Origin of the sequence: Microbacterium sp. NPDC080005 (assembly GCF_040702445.1) — a bacterium.
GTDB classification, from domain to species: domain Bacteria; phylum Actinomycetota; class Actinomycetes; order Actinomycetales; family Microbacteriaceae; genus Microbacterium; species Microbacterium oleivorans_D.
On the sequence record NZ_JBFBLD010000001.1, the window covers coordinates 758,914 to 776,279 of the forward strand.

Annotated in this window: 13 protein-coding genes; 6 read left to right on the forward strand and 7 right to left on the reverse strand. The window is 72.6% G+C overall.

The features are described 5' to 3' along the window. Nucleotides 1-30: 30 nt before the first annotated feature. Nucleotides 31-750, forward strand: a complete 720-nt coding sequence (locus AB0259_RS03605; RefSeq protein WP_251580315.1) for a general stress protein — start codon at nt 31-33, stop codon at nt 748-750. After that, entirely contained in the window at nt 747-1,418 is a 672-nt protein-coding gene (locus AB0259_RS03610) for an alpha/beta family hydrolase (protein ID WP_366220595.1), read from the forward strand. The genes AB0259_RS03605 and AB0259_RS03610 overlap by 4 nt, the downstream gene beginning before the upstream one ends. On the opposite strand, the gene AB0259_RS03615 is transcribed toward AB0259_RS03610, so the two are convergent. Genes AB0259_RS03615 through AB0259_RS03625 form a run of 3 tightly spaced genes read right to left on the reverse strand, consistent with a single transcriptional unit; the run spans nt 1,400 to nt 5,652 of the window. After that, the gene (locus AB0259_RS03615) at nt 1,400-3,178 is read right to left on the reverse strand and encodes a gamma-glutamyltransferase (RefSeq protein WP_366220594.1); all 1,779 of its coding nucleotides are present in this window, start codon (nt 3,176-3,178) and stop codon (nt 1,400-1,402) included. The two genes, AB0259_RS03610 and AB0259_RS03615, sit on opposite strands and share 19 nt — an antisense overlap. 10 nt (nt 3,179-3,188) lie before the next feature. Continuing rightward, a complete protein-coding gene (locus AB0259_RS03620) occupies nt 3,189-4,607 on the reverse strand; it encodes an aminopeptidase P family protein (RefSeq protein ID WP_366220592.1) in 1,419 nt (472 codons plus the stop codon). 31 nt (nt 4,608-4,638) lie between these two features. Then, nucleotides 4,639-5,652: an endonuclease/exonuclease/phosphatase family protein gene (locus tag AB0259_RS03625; protein WP_366220591.1), complete on the reverse strand. Its 1,014-nt coding sequence runs from the start codon at nt 5,650-5,652 to the stop codon at nt 4,639-4,641. 56 nt (nt 5,653-5,708) lie between these two features. Here AB0259_RS03625 and AB0259_RS03630 point away from each other — a divergent pair, with 56 nt between their 5' ends. Further along, nucleotides 5,709-6,584 (forward strand): PHP domain-containing protein, encoded by an 876-nt coding sequence (locus AB0259_RS03630; RefSeq protein WP_366220590.1) that lies wholly within the window; start codon nt 5,709-5,711, stop codon nt 6,582-6,584. Nucleotides 6,585-6,599: 15 nt separating this feature from the next. Here AB0259_RS03630 and AB0259_RS03635 read toward each other — a convergent pair whose 3' ends face one another. Further along, nucleotides 6,600-8,120, reverse strand: a complete 1,521-nt coding sequence (locus AB0259_RS03635; RefSeq protein WP_251580327.1) for a DEAD/DEAH box helicase — start codon at nt 8,118-8,120, stop codon at nt 6,600-6,602. 146 nt (nt 8,121-8,266) lie between these two features. Here AB0259_RS03635 and AB0259_RS03640 point away from each other — a divergent pair, with 146 nt between their 5' ends. Then, the gene (locus tag AB0259_RS03640) at nt 8,267-8,998 is read left to right on the forward strand and encodes a ferritin-like fold-containing protein (protein ID WP_251580329.1); all 732 of its coding nucleotides are present in this window, start codon (nt 8,267-8,269) and stop codon (nt 8,996-8,998) included. 21 nt (nt 8,999-9,019) lie between these two features. Here AB0259_RS03640 and AB0259_RS03645 read toward each other — a convergent pair whose 3' ends face one another. Both AB0259_RS03645 and AB0259_RS03650 read right to left on the reverse strand, forming a co-directional pair. Further along, nucleotides 9,020-9,310: a hypothetical protein gene (locus AB0259_RS03645; protein WP_366220588.1), complete on the reverse strand. Its 291-nt coding sequence runs from the start codon at nt 9,308-9,310 to the stop codon at nt 9,020-9,022. Nucleotide 9,311: 1 nt separating this feature from the next. Continuing rightward, entirely contained in the window at nt 9,312-9,533 is a 222-nt protein-coding gene (locus AB0259_RS03650; protein ID WP_064001825.1) for a DUF3107 domain-containing protein, read from the reverse strand. 165 nt (nt 9,534-9,698) lie between these two features. Between AB0259_RS03650 and AB0259_RS03655 the strand changes: the two genes are divergently transcribed. Beyond that, nucleotides 9,699-12,776 carry an ATP-dependent DNA helicase gene (locus AB0259_RS03655; RefSeq protein WP_285875932.1) on the forward strand — a complete coding sequence of 1,026 codons (3,078 nt, stop codon included), beginning with the start codon at nt 9,699-9,701 and terminating at the stop codon, nt 12,774-12,776. After that, nucleotides 12,773-16,057, forward strand: coding sequence for an ATP-dependent DNA helicase (locus tag AB0259_RS03660; RefSeq protein WP_366220585.1), 3,285 nt, complete (start codon nt 12,773-12,775; stop codon nt 16,055-16,057). The genes AB0259_RS03655 and AB0259_RS03660 overlap by 4 nt, the downstream gene beginning before the upstream one ends. Before the next feature lie 11 nt (nt 16,058-16,068). Here the strand turns inward: AB0259_RS03660 and AB0259_RS03665 are convergent, their stop codons facing one another. Further along, nucleotides 16,069-17,307 carry a phosphotransferase gene (locus AB0259_RS03665; protein ID WP_366220584.1) on the reverse strand — a complete coding sequence of 413 codons (1,239 nt, stop codon included), beginning with the start codon at nt 17,305-17,307 and terminating at the stop codon, nt 16,069-16,071. Nucleotides 17,308-17,366: the final 59 nt, after the last annotated feature.

Genomic DNA, 17,366 nt, shown 5'->3' on the forward strand with positions numbered 1-17,366 from the left:
ACGCAAAGGCGGGCATGGGAGACTGAGCGCATGAGCATGATGGGCGGGGCCCCGAAGGAGCACGGCGCGACGGTCGCCGAATACACGTCGTACGAGGCGGCGCAGAAGTCGGTGTCGACCCTCATCGGCTCCGATGTGCCGGCACAGGACATCGCGATCGTCGGTCGGGGCCTGCGCTCGGTCGAGCGCGTCACGGGCAGGCTCGGCTACGCGACCGCAGCGCGGTCGGGCGCGATCAACGGCGTCCTGCTGGGCCTCCTGTTCGCCGCCATCTTCGTGCTCGGCAGCCCGGGCGCCGCTCTGCAGCTGTTCGTCGGCGTGATGCTCGTCGGTATCGCCCTGGGCATGCTCATGAGCATCATCAGCTACTCGATCCTCCGCCGTCGCCGGGACTTCACCTCTGTCACCCAGGTGATCGCCGACCACTACGACGTGACCGTGCTGCCGCGGAGCTTCGGCCGTGCCAAGGAACTCCTCGGGGCGGGCGCCGCGCCCACCGCGCCGCAGGCACCGCGAGAGGACCTGTCCGCTCCGCCCCGCTATGGCGAGCGCGTGGACCCCGCCGCCCCCGCCCCCGCATCCGGGGAGCGCGTCGATCCCGCGCCCGCCCCGGTCCAGGGCGAGCGCGTCGACCCCGTTGCCCCGCCGCGCTACGGCGAACGCGTCGACCCGGCGCCTGCGCCGCCCGTGATGCCGCCGCAGGACGGCGACGCACCCGCGCAGCCGCCGGCCCCCGACGCTCCGCGATGATCCCCGTCGCCCTGCCGACCGGCAGGGCCGAGGTGACCGCGGCGGTCGACGTCGCCGACGATCCGATCGCCGTCGTGGCCCTCGCCCACGGCGCCGGAGCCGGGCACGAGCACCCCTTCCTCGCGGGCGCGGCGCGGGCGTGGGCCGCGGCCGGCTTCACGACGGTGCGCTTCGACTTTCCGTACCGGCAGGCGGGACGACGGATGCCGGGCCCCGCCGCACACGCCGTCGAGACGTGGGCCGCGGTTCAGGATTTCAGCCGCCGGCTGGCCCCCGGCATCCCGTTCGTCGCGGCGGGCAAGTCCTACGGCGGGCGGATGGCGTCGATGGCCGCCGCCGAAGGGCGCATCGCGCCCGGCGCCCTTCTGTATCTCGGCTACCCGCTCCACCCGCCGGGCAAGCCCGAGAACGCCCGCACCGCGCACCTGCCGGCCGTGCCCGCGCCGCAGCTGTTCCTCTCCGGTACCCAGGATCCGTTCCTGCAGCCCCTGGCCGACCTGGAGGTGGCCGTCGCGTCCTGCCGGGACGCGGAGATCCTGTGGTTCGAGGGTGCCCGGCACTCCTTCGAGGTCGCGGGGCGGGCCCTCCCCGCTGTGCAGGTCGGGGCGGCGACCGCGTCGGCTGCGCTGCCGTGGCTTCGCGAGCGGCTTCAGCGCCCCGCCGCGTAGCCCTGCACACCGCGGGGATTCGCTGCCGCCCAGAGGATGCCGGTGGCACGGTCCGCGCCCACCGCCGACAGCCTGCCGAGCGCCCAGTCGCCGGCGCGGGTGACGGTGTGTCCGAGGGCGGAGAGACCCCGGAGGACCTCTTCGCCGAGACGGTCCTCGGCGACGACGCCGGTCGGATCCCAGGTTCGAGGCCAGAACGAATCGACCATCGCCGTCGTGTGGAGGGTGGGGGCGTCGATCGCCTGCTGCGCGGTGTAGCCGCCCACGAACATCCGCAGCAGCATGGGGAGCTGCCACTGATCCTGCTGGTCGCCGCCGGGCGTCCCCAGGGCGATCCGGGTGTCGCCGTCGTGCACGAGAGTCGGCGACAGCGTCGTACGGGGCCGCGCACCGGGTCGGAGCGCCGCGGGCGAGTGCTCGTCCAGCCAGCACATCTGCAGGCGGGTTCCGAGGCAGAAGCCCAGTGAGGGGATGGTCGGGGACGACTGCAGCCACCCGCCCGACGGCGTGACGGACACGACGTTGCCCCACCGATCGGCGACGTCGATGTGGCACGTGTCGCCTCGCGTCGAGCCGGACCGGTCGACGGTCGGCTCGCCGGTGCCCGCGGCCGCGGCGACGTCGCGACGGAGCGGCGGTGTCCAGGGGTCGGTGTCCGCACGTCGCGCGGGGCGCCACTGCGACGAGGCCCGCGCGCCCAGGTCGGCGCGCCGATCGGCGGCGACCTCGTCGGTGAGGAGGGCACCGGCATCCGCTCCGTCGCCGAAGGACGCGTCGCGATCGGCGAGGACGAGCTTGAGCGTCTCGACGAGGGTGTGGGCTCCCGCCGTGGTCGAGGGGTCGAGCAGGTCGTCGGGAAGGGGCACCATGATCCGCAGCGCGGCGAGGAGCGCGGGACCCTGCGACCAGGCATCCGCTTTGAACACCCTGCGCCCGCGGAAGGCGACCGACAGCGGCTGCTCGTACCGGGCAGGTGCCTCGACGAGGTCCTCGCGGGTGAGGACGGCGGCGTGATCGGTGCCGCTCGAATGACGGTGCGGATCTGCGAGGACCTCGCAGGCGTCACCGAGGAGCTCGCGCCACTCCGAGCGGGCCGCGTCGATGGCGGCGACACGGTCGCCCCTGTCCGCGCCGGCCGCCGCGAGACGGCGCAGCACCGCGGCATAGGCGGGGTTGCGGTGCAAGGTTCCCGCGGCCGCGGGGGAGCCGTCGGGCATCCACAGCTCGGCGGAGGCGGGCCAGTGATCCCGGAACAGGTCCGCGACCCGTCCGATCGTCGCCGACGCCGCAGGAAGCAGCGGATGCCCCGCCTCGGCGTAGTCGATCGCGAACGACAGCACGTCGGCGACCGACCAGGTGCCGTGGTCGCGGAGGAGGAGCAGCCACGCGTCGACCGCGGCCGGGATCGCCGCGGCGAGTCCGCCGGCACCCGGGACGAGGTCGAGGCCCTCGCGTCGGAAATGCGCGATGGTCGCGCCGGCCGGCGCGGCACCCTGGCCCATGAGGACGGTGGGGGTCGGGGCGTCCGCCGGTTGGAAGAGCCCGACCAGGTCGCCGCCGGGCCCGTTCAGGTGCGGCTCCACGATGTGCAGCACGAACCCGCCGGCGCAGGCGGCGTCGAAGGCGTTGCCGCCGCGTTCGAGCACCGCCATCGCCACGGCCGTCGCCGTGGCGTGCGTCGACGCGGCCATGCCGAAGGTCCCGGTCAGCTGCGGGCGCGTCGTGAACGCCGACGGCGCTGTGTATCCGGCGGTGGTCATCGAGCGGATCTCAGGCGCGGCCGCGTGCGATCCAGGCCTCGACCTCGTCCGCGGTCCGAGGGATGTCGGCCGACAGGTTCACCGGGCCGTCGGCGGTCATGAGGATGTCGTCCTCGATGCGCACCCCGATGCCGCGGAACTCCTCGGGCACGGTGAGATCGTCGATCTGGAAGTACAGCCCGGGCTCGATCGTGAAGACCATCCCCGCCTCGAGCTCGCCGTCGTAGTACATCTCGCGGCGGGCCTGCGCGCAGTCGTGCACGTCGATGCCGAGGTGGTGGCTCGTCCCGTGGACCATGTAGCGGCGGTGCTGGCCGCCGCGGTCGGCGTCGAGCGCCTCCTCCGCGCTCACGGGCAGGAGACCCCATTCGGCCGTGCGGGCCGCGATGACGGCCATGGCCGCCTCGTGGATGGTGCGGAACTTCACGCCCGGTCGCGCGGCGGCGAAGGCCGCGTCGGCGGCCTCGACGACGGCGTCGTAGATGCGTCGCTGCACCGCGGAGAAGGTCCCCGACACGGGAAGGGTTCGCGTGATGTCAGCCGTGTAGAGGCTGTCGACCTCGACGCCCGCGTCGATGAGGACGAGATCGCCGGGCACGACGGCGCCGTCGTTGCGGGTCCAGTGCAGGTAACAGGCGTGGGGACCCGAGGCGGCGATGGTGTCGTAGCCCTCGCCGTTGCCGTCGGTGCGCGCGCGCAGATGGAAGACCCCCTCGATCGCCCGCTCGCCTCGCGGTGTGTCGACGATGCGCGGGAGCTCGGCGATGATGTCGTCGAAGCCGCGGCCGGTGGCCTCGACCGCGAGACGCATCTGGGCGATCTCGTACGGATCCTTCACGAGACGCATCTCCGACACGAACCGCGTGAGTTCGTCGTCGACGTCGACCGAGCGGTCCTCAGCCGTGCTCTCGAAGGCATCGATGTGGGCCGTCGGGATGCCGAGATCCGCCGCGACGGCGTCGAGTGCGGGCCGCGGGCCGATCCAGAACTCGCCGATCGTCGCGTCGGCGTAGAACTCCGTCGTCGTCCGGTCGGCACGCTCACGGAGGTAGAGCGTCACGTCGTGTCCGTCACCCGTCGGCTCGAACACGAGGAGCGAGTCGGGCACGGCGTCGGCGCCCCACCCGGTCAGGTGCGAGAAGGCGGAGTGGGCGCGGAACGGGTAGTCGGTGTCGTTCGAGCGCTGCTTGTACGAGCCCGCCGGGATGACCAGCCGTGCGCCGGGGAACGCGGCGGAGACCCGTGCGCGCCGCGCTGCGGTGTAGGCGGCCTCGGGCCGCTGCGCAGGCAGCGATGCAGGGCGCTGCGCCCAGCCTGTCGAGATCGAATCCAGGAACCCGGCGGGGAAGGGCTGCTTGCGGTTGGTGGTCGCCGCAGCCGCGGTCTCGGTGGTCTCCGGTGCGATGGTGTCGCGATCGTCGGTGGTCATCGTCCCAGTCTCGCACCGACTGTGCGGGACGTCAGCCCGCCCGCTCCAACTGCACGATCACCGGACGGTGGTCGCCGCCCGAGCCGTCGAGCGAGGTGACGACCACGGAACCGCTGGCGCGCCACGCATCCGTCGTCATCACGTGGTCGATCGGCGTCCCGATCAGAGCAGGCCAGGCGGTGTCCCACGTGCCGACGGCTCCGTTGCCGGTGGCCGAGGCGGCGTCGTGGCAGCGGCCCATCGTGCCGCCGCCGGTCCCCAGACGGCTCATGTGGTCGACGGTCGCGTTGAAGTCGCCCGCCATGATGACGTCGTCGCTCGCGCACTGGTCCGCGATCCAGCGGAGGTCGCTGCGCCACTGGTCCATGTCGCCCTGGCGCGGGGCGACGGCGTGGACGGCTACGACGATCGGCCCGTCCCCGTTCACGGGCATCGCGACGACGCTCGGGACGACCGAGGTGTTCGTCGTCCCCGACGCATCCGATTCGACGACCGCGTAGTCGCCGAGGTCGGGGGAGATGAGCAGCGTCGTGTAGGTGGCGTCCCAGCCCTGGTAGTTCTCCTCGTGCACCCACATCGGGTTGCCGCGGTCGCGCATCGCGATCGCGATCGCCTCACCCGTGTCGTCATTGGTCTCGGGGAGTGCCACGATGTCGACGTCCATCGCGATCGCCGTCGTGACGACGGCGTCGACGTCGGTGGCGGGACCGGCGGTGTTCCACGTCATGACGCGGATGCTGTCCGCGGTCTTCTCGGGGAGTCCGGTCGTGCCGACACCGCGGACCACCAGGATGCCGACGTTCGCCCCCGCGGCCAGGACGCCGATCATCGCGAGCCCGGCGCCGAAGCCGCGCGAGCGCCGCCCCAGGCAGATCAGCAGCCCGACGAGCGCGAGGACCGCGAAGGCGAGCGCGACCACCGGGCGCAACGACACCAACTGCGCGATCGGGAAGGTCTGTTCGAGACGGAAGAACTGCGGCCAGGTCAGCACGGCGGCGACGATGGCGGTGGCGATCGTGAAGAGGATCCCCGTCAGTCGCAGCACACCACGACATTAGGCGGGCAGGCTGGGGAGTTTCTGCGCGCGGTACGCTCGAGATCATGTCCGCCGGGTCCGTCGCTCCCTCGGGCCCGCTCGCGCCCGGCGACCTGCACCTGCACTCGGATCACTCCGACGGGACCGAGCCCCCCGCCGCAGTCATGGCGGCGGCCCACCGGCACGGCATCCGCACCGCGGCGCTCACCGATCACGACACGACGTCGGGGTGGGCCGAGGCGGCCGATGCCGCCGTCTCGCTCGGCATGTCCTTCCTGCCGGGGATGGAGCTCTCGGCGCGCCATGAATGGCGGAGCGTGCACGTGCTCGCCTACCTCATCGATCCCGACGACGCGGGTCTGCGGGCACTGACCGACCGCATCCGGGAATCCCGGCTCACCCGAGCCCGGACGATGGCCGACCGGATCGGCCGCGATTACGCCCTCACGTGGGAGGACATCGAGGCGCAGACGGCCGAAGGGGCGACGGTGGGGAGGCCGCACATCGCCGACGCCCTGGTCGCCCGCGGTCACGTCCGCGACCGCGGCGAGGCGTTCAGCGGCATCCTGTCACCGCGCAGCGACTACTACGTCGCGCTGTACGCACCCGACCCGGTCACGGCCGTCGCGGCCGTCGCGGGCGCCGGCGGCGTGCCCGTCATCGCGCACCCCGCCGGTCGGGCGGGGCTGCTGCCCGACCGCCTCGTTCGCGGCATGCTCGATGCGGGCCTCGCCGGGTTCGAACTCGGGCACCGTGAGAACACGGAGCCCGCCCTCGGGACGCTCCGCAGACTCGTCGTGGAGCACGATCTCATCGCGACGGGCTCGAGCGACTATCACGGTCGCGGCAAACCCAACGTCCCCGGGGAGAACACCACGCCCGAGGCCGCGATCGCGCGGATCGTCGCCCTCGGGACGGGGAGCTCGCTCGTCACGCCTTAGCGCGACGACAGGTGATCAGGCGCCGGCGACCGGCGCCCCGGCGCCGGATCCGCCGCGACGACGGCGGCGCCGGCGTGCCGGAGCGGGCTTGCCGTCGTGGTGCTCCTTGCCGGCTCCGTCGTGCGTGCCGGCCCCGTCGGCGGTGCGGTCCTGCGTGTCACCCGAACCCGCGGACGAGTCGGATGCCGCGGCATCCGCCCCCTCGGCGAACGTCGAGCCGACCTTCGCCTCGCCGCCACCGGAGCGCCGCCGGCGACGACGGCGCGTGCCGGCCTCGCCGGACTGGTCGGCCGCCGCGTCAGCAGCCCGCTCCGGTGCGGCCGATGAGCGTGCGGGGGCCGACTTGGGCGCCGTGGCGATGCGTCCCTTCGTGCCCGCCGGGATGTCGAGGTCCGTGTAGAGGTGCGGGCTCGACGAGTAGGTCTCGACGGGCTCGGGCTGACCGAAGTCCAGCGCACGGTTGATGAGGGCCCACTTGTGCAGATCGTCCCAGTCGACGAACGTCACGGCGATACCGGTCTTCCCGGCACGGCCGGTGCGGCCGGCGCGGTGCAGGTAGGTCTGCTCGTCGTCGGGGATCGTGTGGTTGATCACGTGCGTGACGTCGTCGACGTCGATTCCGCGGGCGGCGACGTCGGTGGCGATGAGGACATCGCGCTTGCCGGCCTTGAACGCGGCCATGGAGCGCTCGCGCGCCTCCTGGCTCATGTCGCCGTGCACGGCGCCGGCGCTGAAGCCGCGGTCGTTCAACTCGTCGACGAGACGCTGCGCGGCCCGCTTGGTACGGGTGAAGATGACCGTCTTGCCGCGACCCTCGGCCTGCAGGATGCGGGAGATGACCTCGTCCTTGTCGAGCGAGTGCGCGCGGTAGACGAGGTGCTTGATGTTCGCCTGCGTGAGGCCCTCGTCGGGGTCGCTCGCGCGGATGTGGATGGGGTTCGACATGAACCGGCGGGCGAGGGCCACGATGGGGCCGGGCATGGTCGCCGAGTAGAGCATCGTGTGCCGGACCGGCGCGACCTTCTGGAAGATCTTCTCGATGTCGGGGAGGAACCCGAGGTCGAGCATCTTGTCGGCCTCGTCGAGGACGACCTCGGTCGCGTTCGACAGGTCGAGCAGCCGCTGGTTGTTCAGGTCGATGAGGCGGCCGGGGGTGCCGACGACGATCTGCGCGCCGGCCTTCAACTGGTCGATCTGACCCTCGTAGGCCTTGCCGCCGTAGATGGCCACGACACTCGTCGCGCGGCCCGAGGTCAGCATGTCCATGTCTTCGTAGACCTGGACCGCGAGCTCACGGGTCGGAACGACGATGAGGGCCTTCACGCCCGGCTCGGGGTTCAGGCCCAGACGCTGGACGACGGGGATCCCGAAGCCGAACGTCTTGCCGGTGCCCGTCTTGGCCTGGCCGATGATGTCCTGACCCGGCAGGCCGAGGGGGATCGTCTGCTCCTGGATCGGGAAGGTGTCGACGATGCCCTTGTCGGCGAGGGTGTCGACGATGTCCTGGTCGACTCCGAGGTCTGCGAACGTGGTCATGACTGCTTCCGTGCCTGTCTGGCGGTGAGACGCCGCCGTGATGAGGGTCCACGCCCTTCACTCAGCCCCAGGCGCGGGGTCCCGATCCGACGCCGGGACGCATCCACCCTACCGGAGGGGTGCGCCCGGCCCCGTAGGCTGGTGCCGTGGTGAGGTGGTTCTGGCAGCGGCGGCCCCCCGGTCGCATCCTACGGCTGCGCTCGCGCGACGAGGCGAGCGACGTCCGTCGTGTGGACTTCGAGCAGCTCGCGCCCGACGTCGCCACCTACCTGGGGCAGGCGGCCTACCTGCAGCTGGGGTACGTCGAGACGCTCAGCTCCGTCATCGAGCGCAGCCCGGAGCTCGCTCACAAGGAATCCCTCTCGCGGGCCGCAGGGGCGGCGCTGTCCAAGCACCAGGCGCTCGTCGCTCTCATCCGCGATCGCGGCGAGGATCCCCTCGAACTCATGCTGCCGTTCCGCGAGCCGCTCGACGCGTTCCGCCGGGCCACTCACGGCGCGCGAGCTCTCGAGACGATGCTGTCGGTCCACCTGACGGCGGGCCTGCTCGACGACTTCTACCTGTCGCTGTCCGGCAGCTACGGCGAGACGGGACGCCGCGCGGCGGCGATCCTCCGAGCGGATGCCGACCGGTCGCCGCTCGTGGGCATCATCACCGACGCCATCTCCGCCGACGATGAACTGCGTTCGCTGTTGAGCCTGTGGGGGAGGCGCCTCGTCGGAGACACCCTCCTCGTCGCCCGGGCCGCACTGCGACCGGGTACCTCCGAACGACCGGGCGCCCTCGACCGGGACGACGAGAAGCAGGTGGAGCCCGTGTTCACCCAGCTGCTGGGGGCGCACTCGCGCCGCATGACGAGCATCGGCCTCGACGCCTGACCGGGGCCGCCTGCGGGGAACTCAGGCGATGCCGAGCTCGCGGCGGGTGCGCGCGTCGCGCGAAGCGCGCGAGCGCGAGACGAGGGTGAGCGCCGCGGCGGTCAGCACGATGGGGAGGAGGATGCTGGCGAGCCAGATCCATCCCGCATCGGGACCGAGGCCCGCCCAGGTCAGCGCGGTCCAGGTAGCGGTGCCGGAGGACGCACCCAGCAGAGGGCCGACTGCGACACCCCGCAGCGCGCGCTGCGGGAGCGCGAAGTGCACGGCCGTCCCCCCGATCGCCCCGAAGACCAGCGCCAGGACGATCAGCATGTCAGGCGACGAAGCCGACGCGGCGCGACTGGTCGGTGCCGACCTCGACGAATGCGATGCCGGCGGTGGGGATGACGTAGGTGGCGCCCTTGGAGTCGGTGAGGGTCACGTAGGTCGCGCCGCTGTCGAGAGCGGCGGTGACGGTCTGCTTCACGGCGTCGGCCGTCTCGTTCGAGTCGAAGCCGAGCTCGCGCGAGTTCGCGATGCCGATGCGGATCTCCACGGTGGTGCCTGCCTTTCCCGGCCCGGGTCTCCGGGCGCGTCTCGAGCCTACGACACCGGCTCGGGGCGGGACGCGCGCAGCCGCTCGCTGTCGGCGAACGTGCCGACGTGCGACGCGCGGTCCGCTGCGCGACGGGTGTCGGCGGTGCCGATTACCGTGGATCGCATGCCCGCACCGCCGTTCGTCCTCGATGCGGCGCAGCAGGCGGTGGTGCAGCTCGATCCGATGACGTCGGGTGTCGTGATCGGTGCGCCGGGGGCAGGCAAGACGGCGACCCTCGTCGCCCGTGTCGTCGCCCTCATCGACGACGGGATGCGTCCGGACGAGATCATCGTGCTCACGCCGACACGGTCGGCGGCGACCGCGCTGCGCGATCGACTCGCCGTCGGCGTCGGCGTCGCGACGAGTGGGCCGCTCGCCCGGTCCGTGCCGGCGTTCGCCTACCAGGTGGTGCGGTCGCACGCTGTCCACGCGGGGGAGGAGCCGCCGCAGCTGCTCACCGGGCCCGATGAGGACCGCATCATCGCGGACCTGCTGATGGGAGACGCGGAGGACGAGGCCACGGGCCCGTCGCGATGGCCCGATTGGCTTCCGGCAGACATCCGGGGCACGTCCGGGCTGCGTGCCGAGATCCGCGCCTTCCTCGCGGAGATGACGACGCTCGGCATCGAGCCCGACGAACTCGCGGCGCGTGCCGCGGCCACGGATCGCCCGGTGTGGGCCTCGCTCGCGTCTTTCGCACGCGAGTACCGCGCCGTCCGCGCGCGGATGCGCGGCGCGCACCGGGACGCGGCGGGACTCGTTCGTGAGGCGGTCGGACTGCTGCGCGACGCGCCGGTGGGCTCGCCGGCGCTCGGGGCGGTGTCGGGTCTGCGCGTGATCCTCGTCGACGACGCGCAGGAGCTGACGCTGGGCGGCGTGGAGGTGCTCGAGGCCTGTCGGGCGCGGGGGGTCGCGGTGCTCGCGTTCGGCGATCCCGATGTCGGCTCCGGCTCCTTCCGCGGCGCGCGCCCAGAGAACTTCGCCCGCCTCGCGACGCAGACCCACGTCCTGGACCGCGTCCATCGCGGCACCGCCGCTCAGCGGGACATCGTCGCTCAGATCACCTCGCGCATCGGCGCTGCGGGCCTCGTGGCCCACCGGCATCCGCCCGCCGGCGTCGACCCGGACGACAGCGTGCGCGCCTTCTCTCTCCGCTCGGGGGCGGAGGAGTTCGATCTCATCGCCCGCGCGCTCCGCGAGCGGCACGTTCACGACGGTGTGCCCTGGGAGCAGCTGGCCGTCATCGCCCACGACTCCCGCCAGGTGAACGCACTGGAGGCGGAACTGTCGGCGCGGGACGTGCCGACGGCGGCCGTCGGTCCGGCGCGCGCCCTCGCCGAGACGCCGATCGTCCGGGACCTCCTTCGGGCCGTCGACCTCGCAGCGGTGACCGAGGAGGTCCGCACCGACGACGACGTCCTCGACGTGCTCGTCGGCGGCGGTCTCGACCCGGTCGAGCTCCGGCGGCTGCGCGCGGCGCTGCGTCATGCGGAACTCCGCGGCGGCGGCGAGCGGTCCGCGCGCGAGCTCCTCGCCTCGGGTGTGCGTCACCCCGTGGAGTTCGATGTCATCGACACCCCCGAGGCCCGGCGGGCCGCCCGTCTCGCTCGGACGTTGGCCGACGTGGCCGAGCAGATCCGGTCCGGTGCGACGGCGCACGAGCTGCTGTGGACGGTGTGGGAGCAGCGCGGGCTCGAGCGCCAGCTGCGCACGCTCGCCGACGGACAGGGGCCCTTGGCCGATCAGGCGCGCCGCGACCTCGATGCGGTGGTCGCCCTGTTCGAGGCGGCGAAGCGCCACGGCGAGCGGGAGGATGGCACAGCCCCCGTCGACCACCTGCGGGCGCTCCTGCACTCGGAAGTGGCCGAGGACCGCCTGCGTACGGGTACCGTCGCGACGGGCGTGCAGATCTCCACGCCCGCTGCCGCGCTCGGACTCGAGTTCGACACCGTCGTCGTCGCCGGGGTGCAGGACGGTGTGTGGCCGAACCTCCGACTGCGGGGCAGCCTGCTCGAGACGGCGCGATTGGCCGAGGAGGACACGGAGCTCGACACGGCGGATCGCCGCCGGAGTGTGCTGCACGACGAGCTCCGGCTGTTCGCGCGGGCGGTGTCGCGAGCGCGCTCACGACTCATCGTCACGGCCGTGGACGACGACGACACCGGACCGAGCGTCCTGTTCGACCTCCTGCCGCCCGCCTCGCCGGCACCGCGATCGGCGGAGCACCCGCTGACCCTCCGCGGCCTCGTCGCCGCTCACCGGCGACGCCTGACCGACCCACGGTCCTCGGACGCGGATCAGGCGGATGCCGCGGGTCAGCTCGCGCTCCTGGCGGCGGCCGGTGTGCCCGGAGCAGACCCGGCCCAGTGGTACGGCCTCGCCGATCCCACGAGCACCGCGGCGCTGCGAGACCTCGACGCGGCGCCGTTGCGCGTCTCGCCGTCCCGTATCCACGCGCTCGAGCAGTGCCAGCTGGATTGGGCCATCGGTGACCTGGGCGGAGACCCCGGAACCGCCGTCGCGGGCCTCGGCACCCTGCTCCACGGCGCCCTCGAGCACGTCGCCACCGCAGATGAGGATGCGCTCTGGTCGTACGTCGAGGCCGGCTGGGCGCAGCTGGAGTTCGAGGCGCCGTGGATCGACGAGGCCGAGCGCCGTCGTGCGCGCGATCTGGTCTCGCGCCTGGCCGCGTATCTGCGCGACACGGAGCGGGCGGGCACGACCCTGGTGGGCGCCGAGCCGCACTTCGAGGTCGAGCTCCCGGTTCCGGATGCCGCCCACCCGGCGATCCTCTCGGGCTACATCGACCGCGTCGAGCGGACCAGCGACGGTCGCGTCGTCATCGTCGACCTCAAGACGGGGCGCAGTGAGGCGACCAGCGATCGTGCGGCGACCGACAACCCGCAGCTCGCCGCCTACCAGCTCGCATTCGAGCGCGGCGCGATCCCCGCGGCGGTGGGTGCAGAAGCCGGCGGTGCGAAGCTGCTGGTGCTCAAAGGGACACGCAACGGACCCTACGCCGAGCCGCGGCAGGAGCCGTTCGACGACGAGACGCGTGCTGCGTTCCTCGGCCGGGTCGACGACGCGGTGCGGATCATGCGCGGCACCACCTTCATCGCCCCCTTCGAGGAGCACTGCCGCGACGACCACACACGGGGGCTGTGCCGCATCCATACGATCGGGCCGGTGAGCTCCGCGTGATCCCGGCCGTCCTCAGCCCCGAGGCCGTCGCCGCGGCCCTCGGGCAGTTCCCTCCCACGCCAGAGCAGTCAGCTGTCATCTCGGCGCCCTTGTCGCCTGCGCTCGTCGTCGCGGGCGCTGGCAGCGGCAAGACCGAGACGATGGCCGGTCGCGTCGTGTGGCTCGTTGCGAACCGGCTGGTGCGCCGCGACGAGGTGCTCGGGCTGACCTTCACGCGGAAGGCCGCCGGCGAGCTCGCGGAGCGCATCGGATCACGTCTGCGACGGCTTGCGGAGTTCGAACAGCGCGGCCTGCTGCCGCACCTGGGGCGCCTTCACGCCGAGGGCCGCCTCGACGTGTTCGGCGAGCTCGAGCGGACAGGCGCGCCTGAGTCCGCACGGCGTGCGGCTCTTGATGCACTCGCCCCGCCCCCGGCGGCACCGGATGGGGCGGACGGCCTCCTGGAGCGGCCGGCGGTCTCGACCTACAACAGTTTCGCCGACGCCATCGTGCGCGAGAACGCCGTTCGGATCGGTCGCGACGCCGAAGCGGTCGTACTGAGTGAATCCGCGGCATGGCTGCTCATGCGGCAGGTCGTCCTGTCCTCCGATGATCCCCGTCTGCCCGATCGCGCGGAACGTCCGTCCACGATCATCGACGCCGCGCTGCGCCTCGCCCGCGACAGCGTCGACAACCTCGTCGATCCGACGGACATCGAGGCCTTCGCCGCCGAGTTCCAGGACGTGTTGGAGCGGCCGAGCCAGCGGGCCGGGACCACCGTCTACACCGACGTCCGCACGGCGGCCGAGAAGGTCTCGGGACTTTCCGTCCTCGTCGAGCTCGCCCGGACCTACGAGGCGGAGAAGCGTCGTCGGGGGCTCATCGACTTCTCCGACCAGGTCTCCGGCGCCCTGCAGGTCGTGCGGTCGCATCCGGCCGTCGCCGCGGAGCTCCGCGAACGCTACCGGGTCGTGCTGCTCGACGAGTACCAGGACACGTCGGTCGTGCAGACCGATCTCCTCGCGACGCTCTTCGGGGGCACCGCCGTCATGGCTGTGGGCGACCCTCATCAGTCGATCTACGGATGGCGCGGAGCGAGCGCCGGCAACCTCGGCGACTTCGCTCGGACGTTCGACCCGCATGCGGAGGGACGCACCTATGCGCTGCTCACCAGCTGGCGCAACGGCGTCGACGTGTTGCGCGCGGCGGGCGCGGTGCTCGCTCCTCTCGACGCCCCTGTCGACGTGGGATCACTCCGTCCGCGTCCGGGCGCTCCCGACGGCAGGGTCGACATCGTCGTCCGCGACGATGTCGACGCCGAGGCGGATGCGGTCGCCGAGTGGTTCGGGGTGGTGCGGGAGGAACGTCGCCGCATCGGACGGGCGACGACAGGCGCCGTCCTCCTGCGCAGCAAGAAGCACATGCTGCGTTTCGCGGAAGCCCTCGGACGGTGCGGCATCCCGCATCGCATCCTGGGGCTCGGCGGACTGCTGTCGACACCGGAGGTCGTGGATGTCGTCTCGGCGCTCCGGGTCATCAGCGACCCGCGGGCCGGTTCCGCCCTGATCCGCCTGCTCGGCGGACCCCGCTGGTCGATCGGCCTCGCCGACCTGCGAGAGCTCGCGCAGGTGGCGGCACGCCTGGTCCGCCATGACACCGCCCTGCAGCCTCTTCCGCCGGAACTGGCGGAGATCATCCGCGGATCCGCGGGCGACGAGGGTGGCTCGCTCGTCGCCGCGCTCGACTTCGTCGCCCGCCAGAAGGCCGATCACGGGTGGCTGAGTGGCTTCACGCCCGCCGCGCGCGAGCGACTGCGTGAGGCCGGTGCCGTCTTCGCCGGGTTGCGGCGGGCGGCCGCCTTGCCGATCCCGGAGCTCGTCCGGCTCATCGAGAACGAACTCCGGCTCGACATCGAGCTCGCGGCCAACGAGTCACGCGGTCCCGCGCGCACGGCATCCGATCAGCTCCGGGCCTTCGTCGACGAGTTGCACGGCTTCCTGCAGACCGACGAGCGGGGATCGCTGCCCAGCCTGCTCGCCTGGCTGGACCGCGCCGAGCGGATCGACGAGTTCGCCCCCCGCACCGAGCCCCCCGAGGACGATGTCGTCCAGCTCCTCACGATCCACGGATCGAAGGGCCTGGAATGGGATGCCGTCGCCGTCGTCCGCGCCGTCGAGGACGAGCTGCCCGCGGCACTCCGGGACGCACAGGGATGGCTCGGCTTCGGTGTGCTGCCGTACTCGTTCCGCGGCGACCGGGAGTGGCTGCCGGAGTTCCTCTGGCGCGCACACGACGCCCCGACGCAGCAGGACCTGAAAAAGGAGCACGGGGTGTTCAAGGACGGCATCCGCGAGCGGCATCTCGCCGAGGAGCGCCGGCTCGCTTACGTCGCGGTGACCCGCGCGAGGGAGCACCTGTTGATCTCTGCGGCGCCGTGGGCGGGGACGAAGAAGCCGCGAGAGGTCAGCCGTTTCGTGCGTGAGATCGCCGAGGAGCTCGGGACCCCGCTGCCGGAGTCCGACCTGACGGACAACCCCTACGAGGGTGCGCGGGCGACCTTGGCGTGGCCCATCGACCCGCTCGGCGCGCGGGCGACACGCGTGCGGGATGCCGCGGTGCGAGTGCGAGAGGCGATGTCGCTGCCGCCCGCGACGCCGACGCGCGACCTGGAACTCCTGCTCGCCGAACGTGCGGCACGCGCGGCCGGGCGCGCTCAGCCCGCTCCCACGCGCATCCCGGCATCCCGGTTCAAGGACTTCGTGGCCGACTACGCGGCCGCCGCGACCGCCGCTGCGCGGCCGCTGCCGGAGCGCCCGTACCGCCAGACCCGCCTCGGAACCCTCTTCCATGCGTGGGTCGAGCAGCGCTCGGGCCTCGTGGGGCGCGGACGTTCGGCGGACGACGTCCTGTGGGATGACGACGATGATGCGGTGTCGTCGACCTCGCCTGCGGATGCGGAGGCGCTGAACCGGCTCCGGCAGGCGTTCCTCGCGTCGGAGTGGGGAGACCTGCAGCCGATCGAGGTCGAGACGGAGATCGACTTCGTCGACCCCGACGCGCTGGGGGACGGTCGCCCGCACGTCGTGATCTGCAAGCTGGACGCCGTCTACCGCCGCGGCGACCGGATCGAGATCGTCGACTGGAAGACCGGGCGCCCGCCTCGCACCGAGACGGAGCGGACGGAGCGGATGCTGCAGCTCGAGCTCTACCGCCGTGCGTACCACGCGAAGCACGGCGTGCCGATGGAGCAGATCGACGTCGCGCTCTATTACGTGGCCGACGGCATCATCCTCCGCGGCTGACGACGAAACCCTCAGGCGGTGCCCGTCCACCGGCGCAGCGCGTTCTTCGCGGCGTCGTCGGGGTCGCGCTCGTCCGCGGCGGGGGCCTCGTCTGCACCAGGCCAGTCGCTGAACTCGATCGGTTCGGTCTCCTGGTCGAGGGTGCCGGCAGCGGCGGGCTCCGAGGGGGCGTCGTCATCGACGAGGTCGTCGATGAGTCCCGGATCGTACGCATCGGTGTGCATCGACGTGTCGACGGCGTCGGTGGCCCCTGCGGGCACCCGCCCCAGCGCCGCGATGGCGTCGTCGACGCTGACCGTCCCGCTGCCGATCGGCGGCTCGTCGCGCACACTCTCGTCCAAGGACTCGAGCAGCGTCACGGCGTCCGCCATGACGGACTCGGAAGCCGAATCGTGGCCGTGCACCAGCCACTTGGCGAACTCGAGCTCAGCGTGCAGGCGGGCCCGTTCGGCGAGCATCGGGTCGGGGGAGCGGCCGGCGGCGGAGCTGTACGCGACGATGACGTCGGATGCCGCATCGGGCGCGCTCGCGATCCACCGCAGGTCCTCGGCGGGATCGCCGATGCTCACACCGCCCCAGGTGAGCAGGCCCGCGACCGTGGGAACCCCGTCGACGTCGGTCACGGTGAATGCGGACGGGTCCACTCCGCCGAGGGTCACCGTGGGTTCGACGTGCCAGAGGGCGTCCAGGGCGACGGCGCGGCTCCACCGACGGAGGAGTCCGAACGGCAGGCGACCGGTCGCCTCGGCGCGATCGAGGAGTCGCTCCGTGTCCGCGCGGACCTGCGCGGCCGTGCGCACGGGGAGGCCCGCCCCCTGCACGATCGACGCAGGCAGATCGTGGATGCCGGCGATCGCTGCGGCGATGGCCGTGGCGACACCGCGTCCGGGCGGGATCTGGGTGGCGTCGACGCGATAGCCGGGCAGGTGGGTCTGCACGCGCGCGGTGCGCGAGCCCAGACGCGTCTGGCCGATGTGCTCGGGGGCGCGGAACGGGATCATGGCCCGGACACCCGCCGTCAGTGCGGCCAGCGCGGTCGTCTCGCGGACGGCCTCCGCCTCGGCCTCGTCGCTCTCGGGCACCCGCACCACCAGACGGGTCCCGTCGTCGAGGTGCACCACGGCGCTGTCGAACCGCCCGCCGGCGCCCTCGGTGAGGGTCGCGGCACCCGTGATGCTCGTGCGCACACCCGTCGCCTGCGAGAGGACCGCCGTGGCAGCCGCGGCTAGAGTGAGAGGAGAGCGTGCCATGCCCCCCAGGGTAGGCGGGGCGCGCCCCGGCGCACCGGCGCCACGCCCGCAAGAGAGGT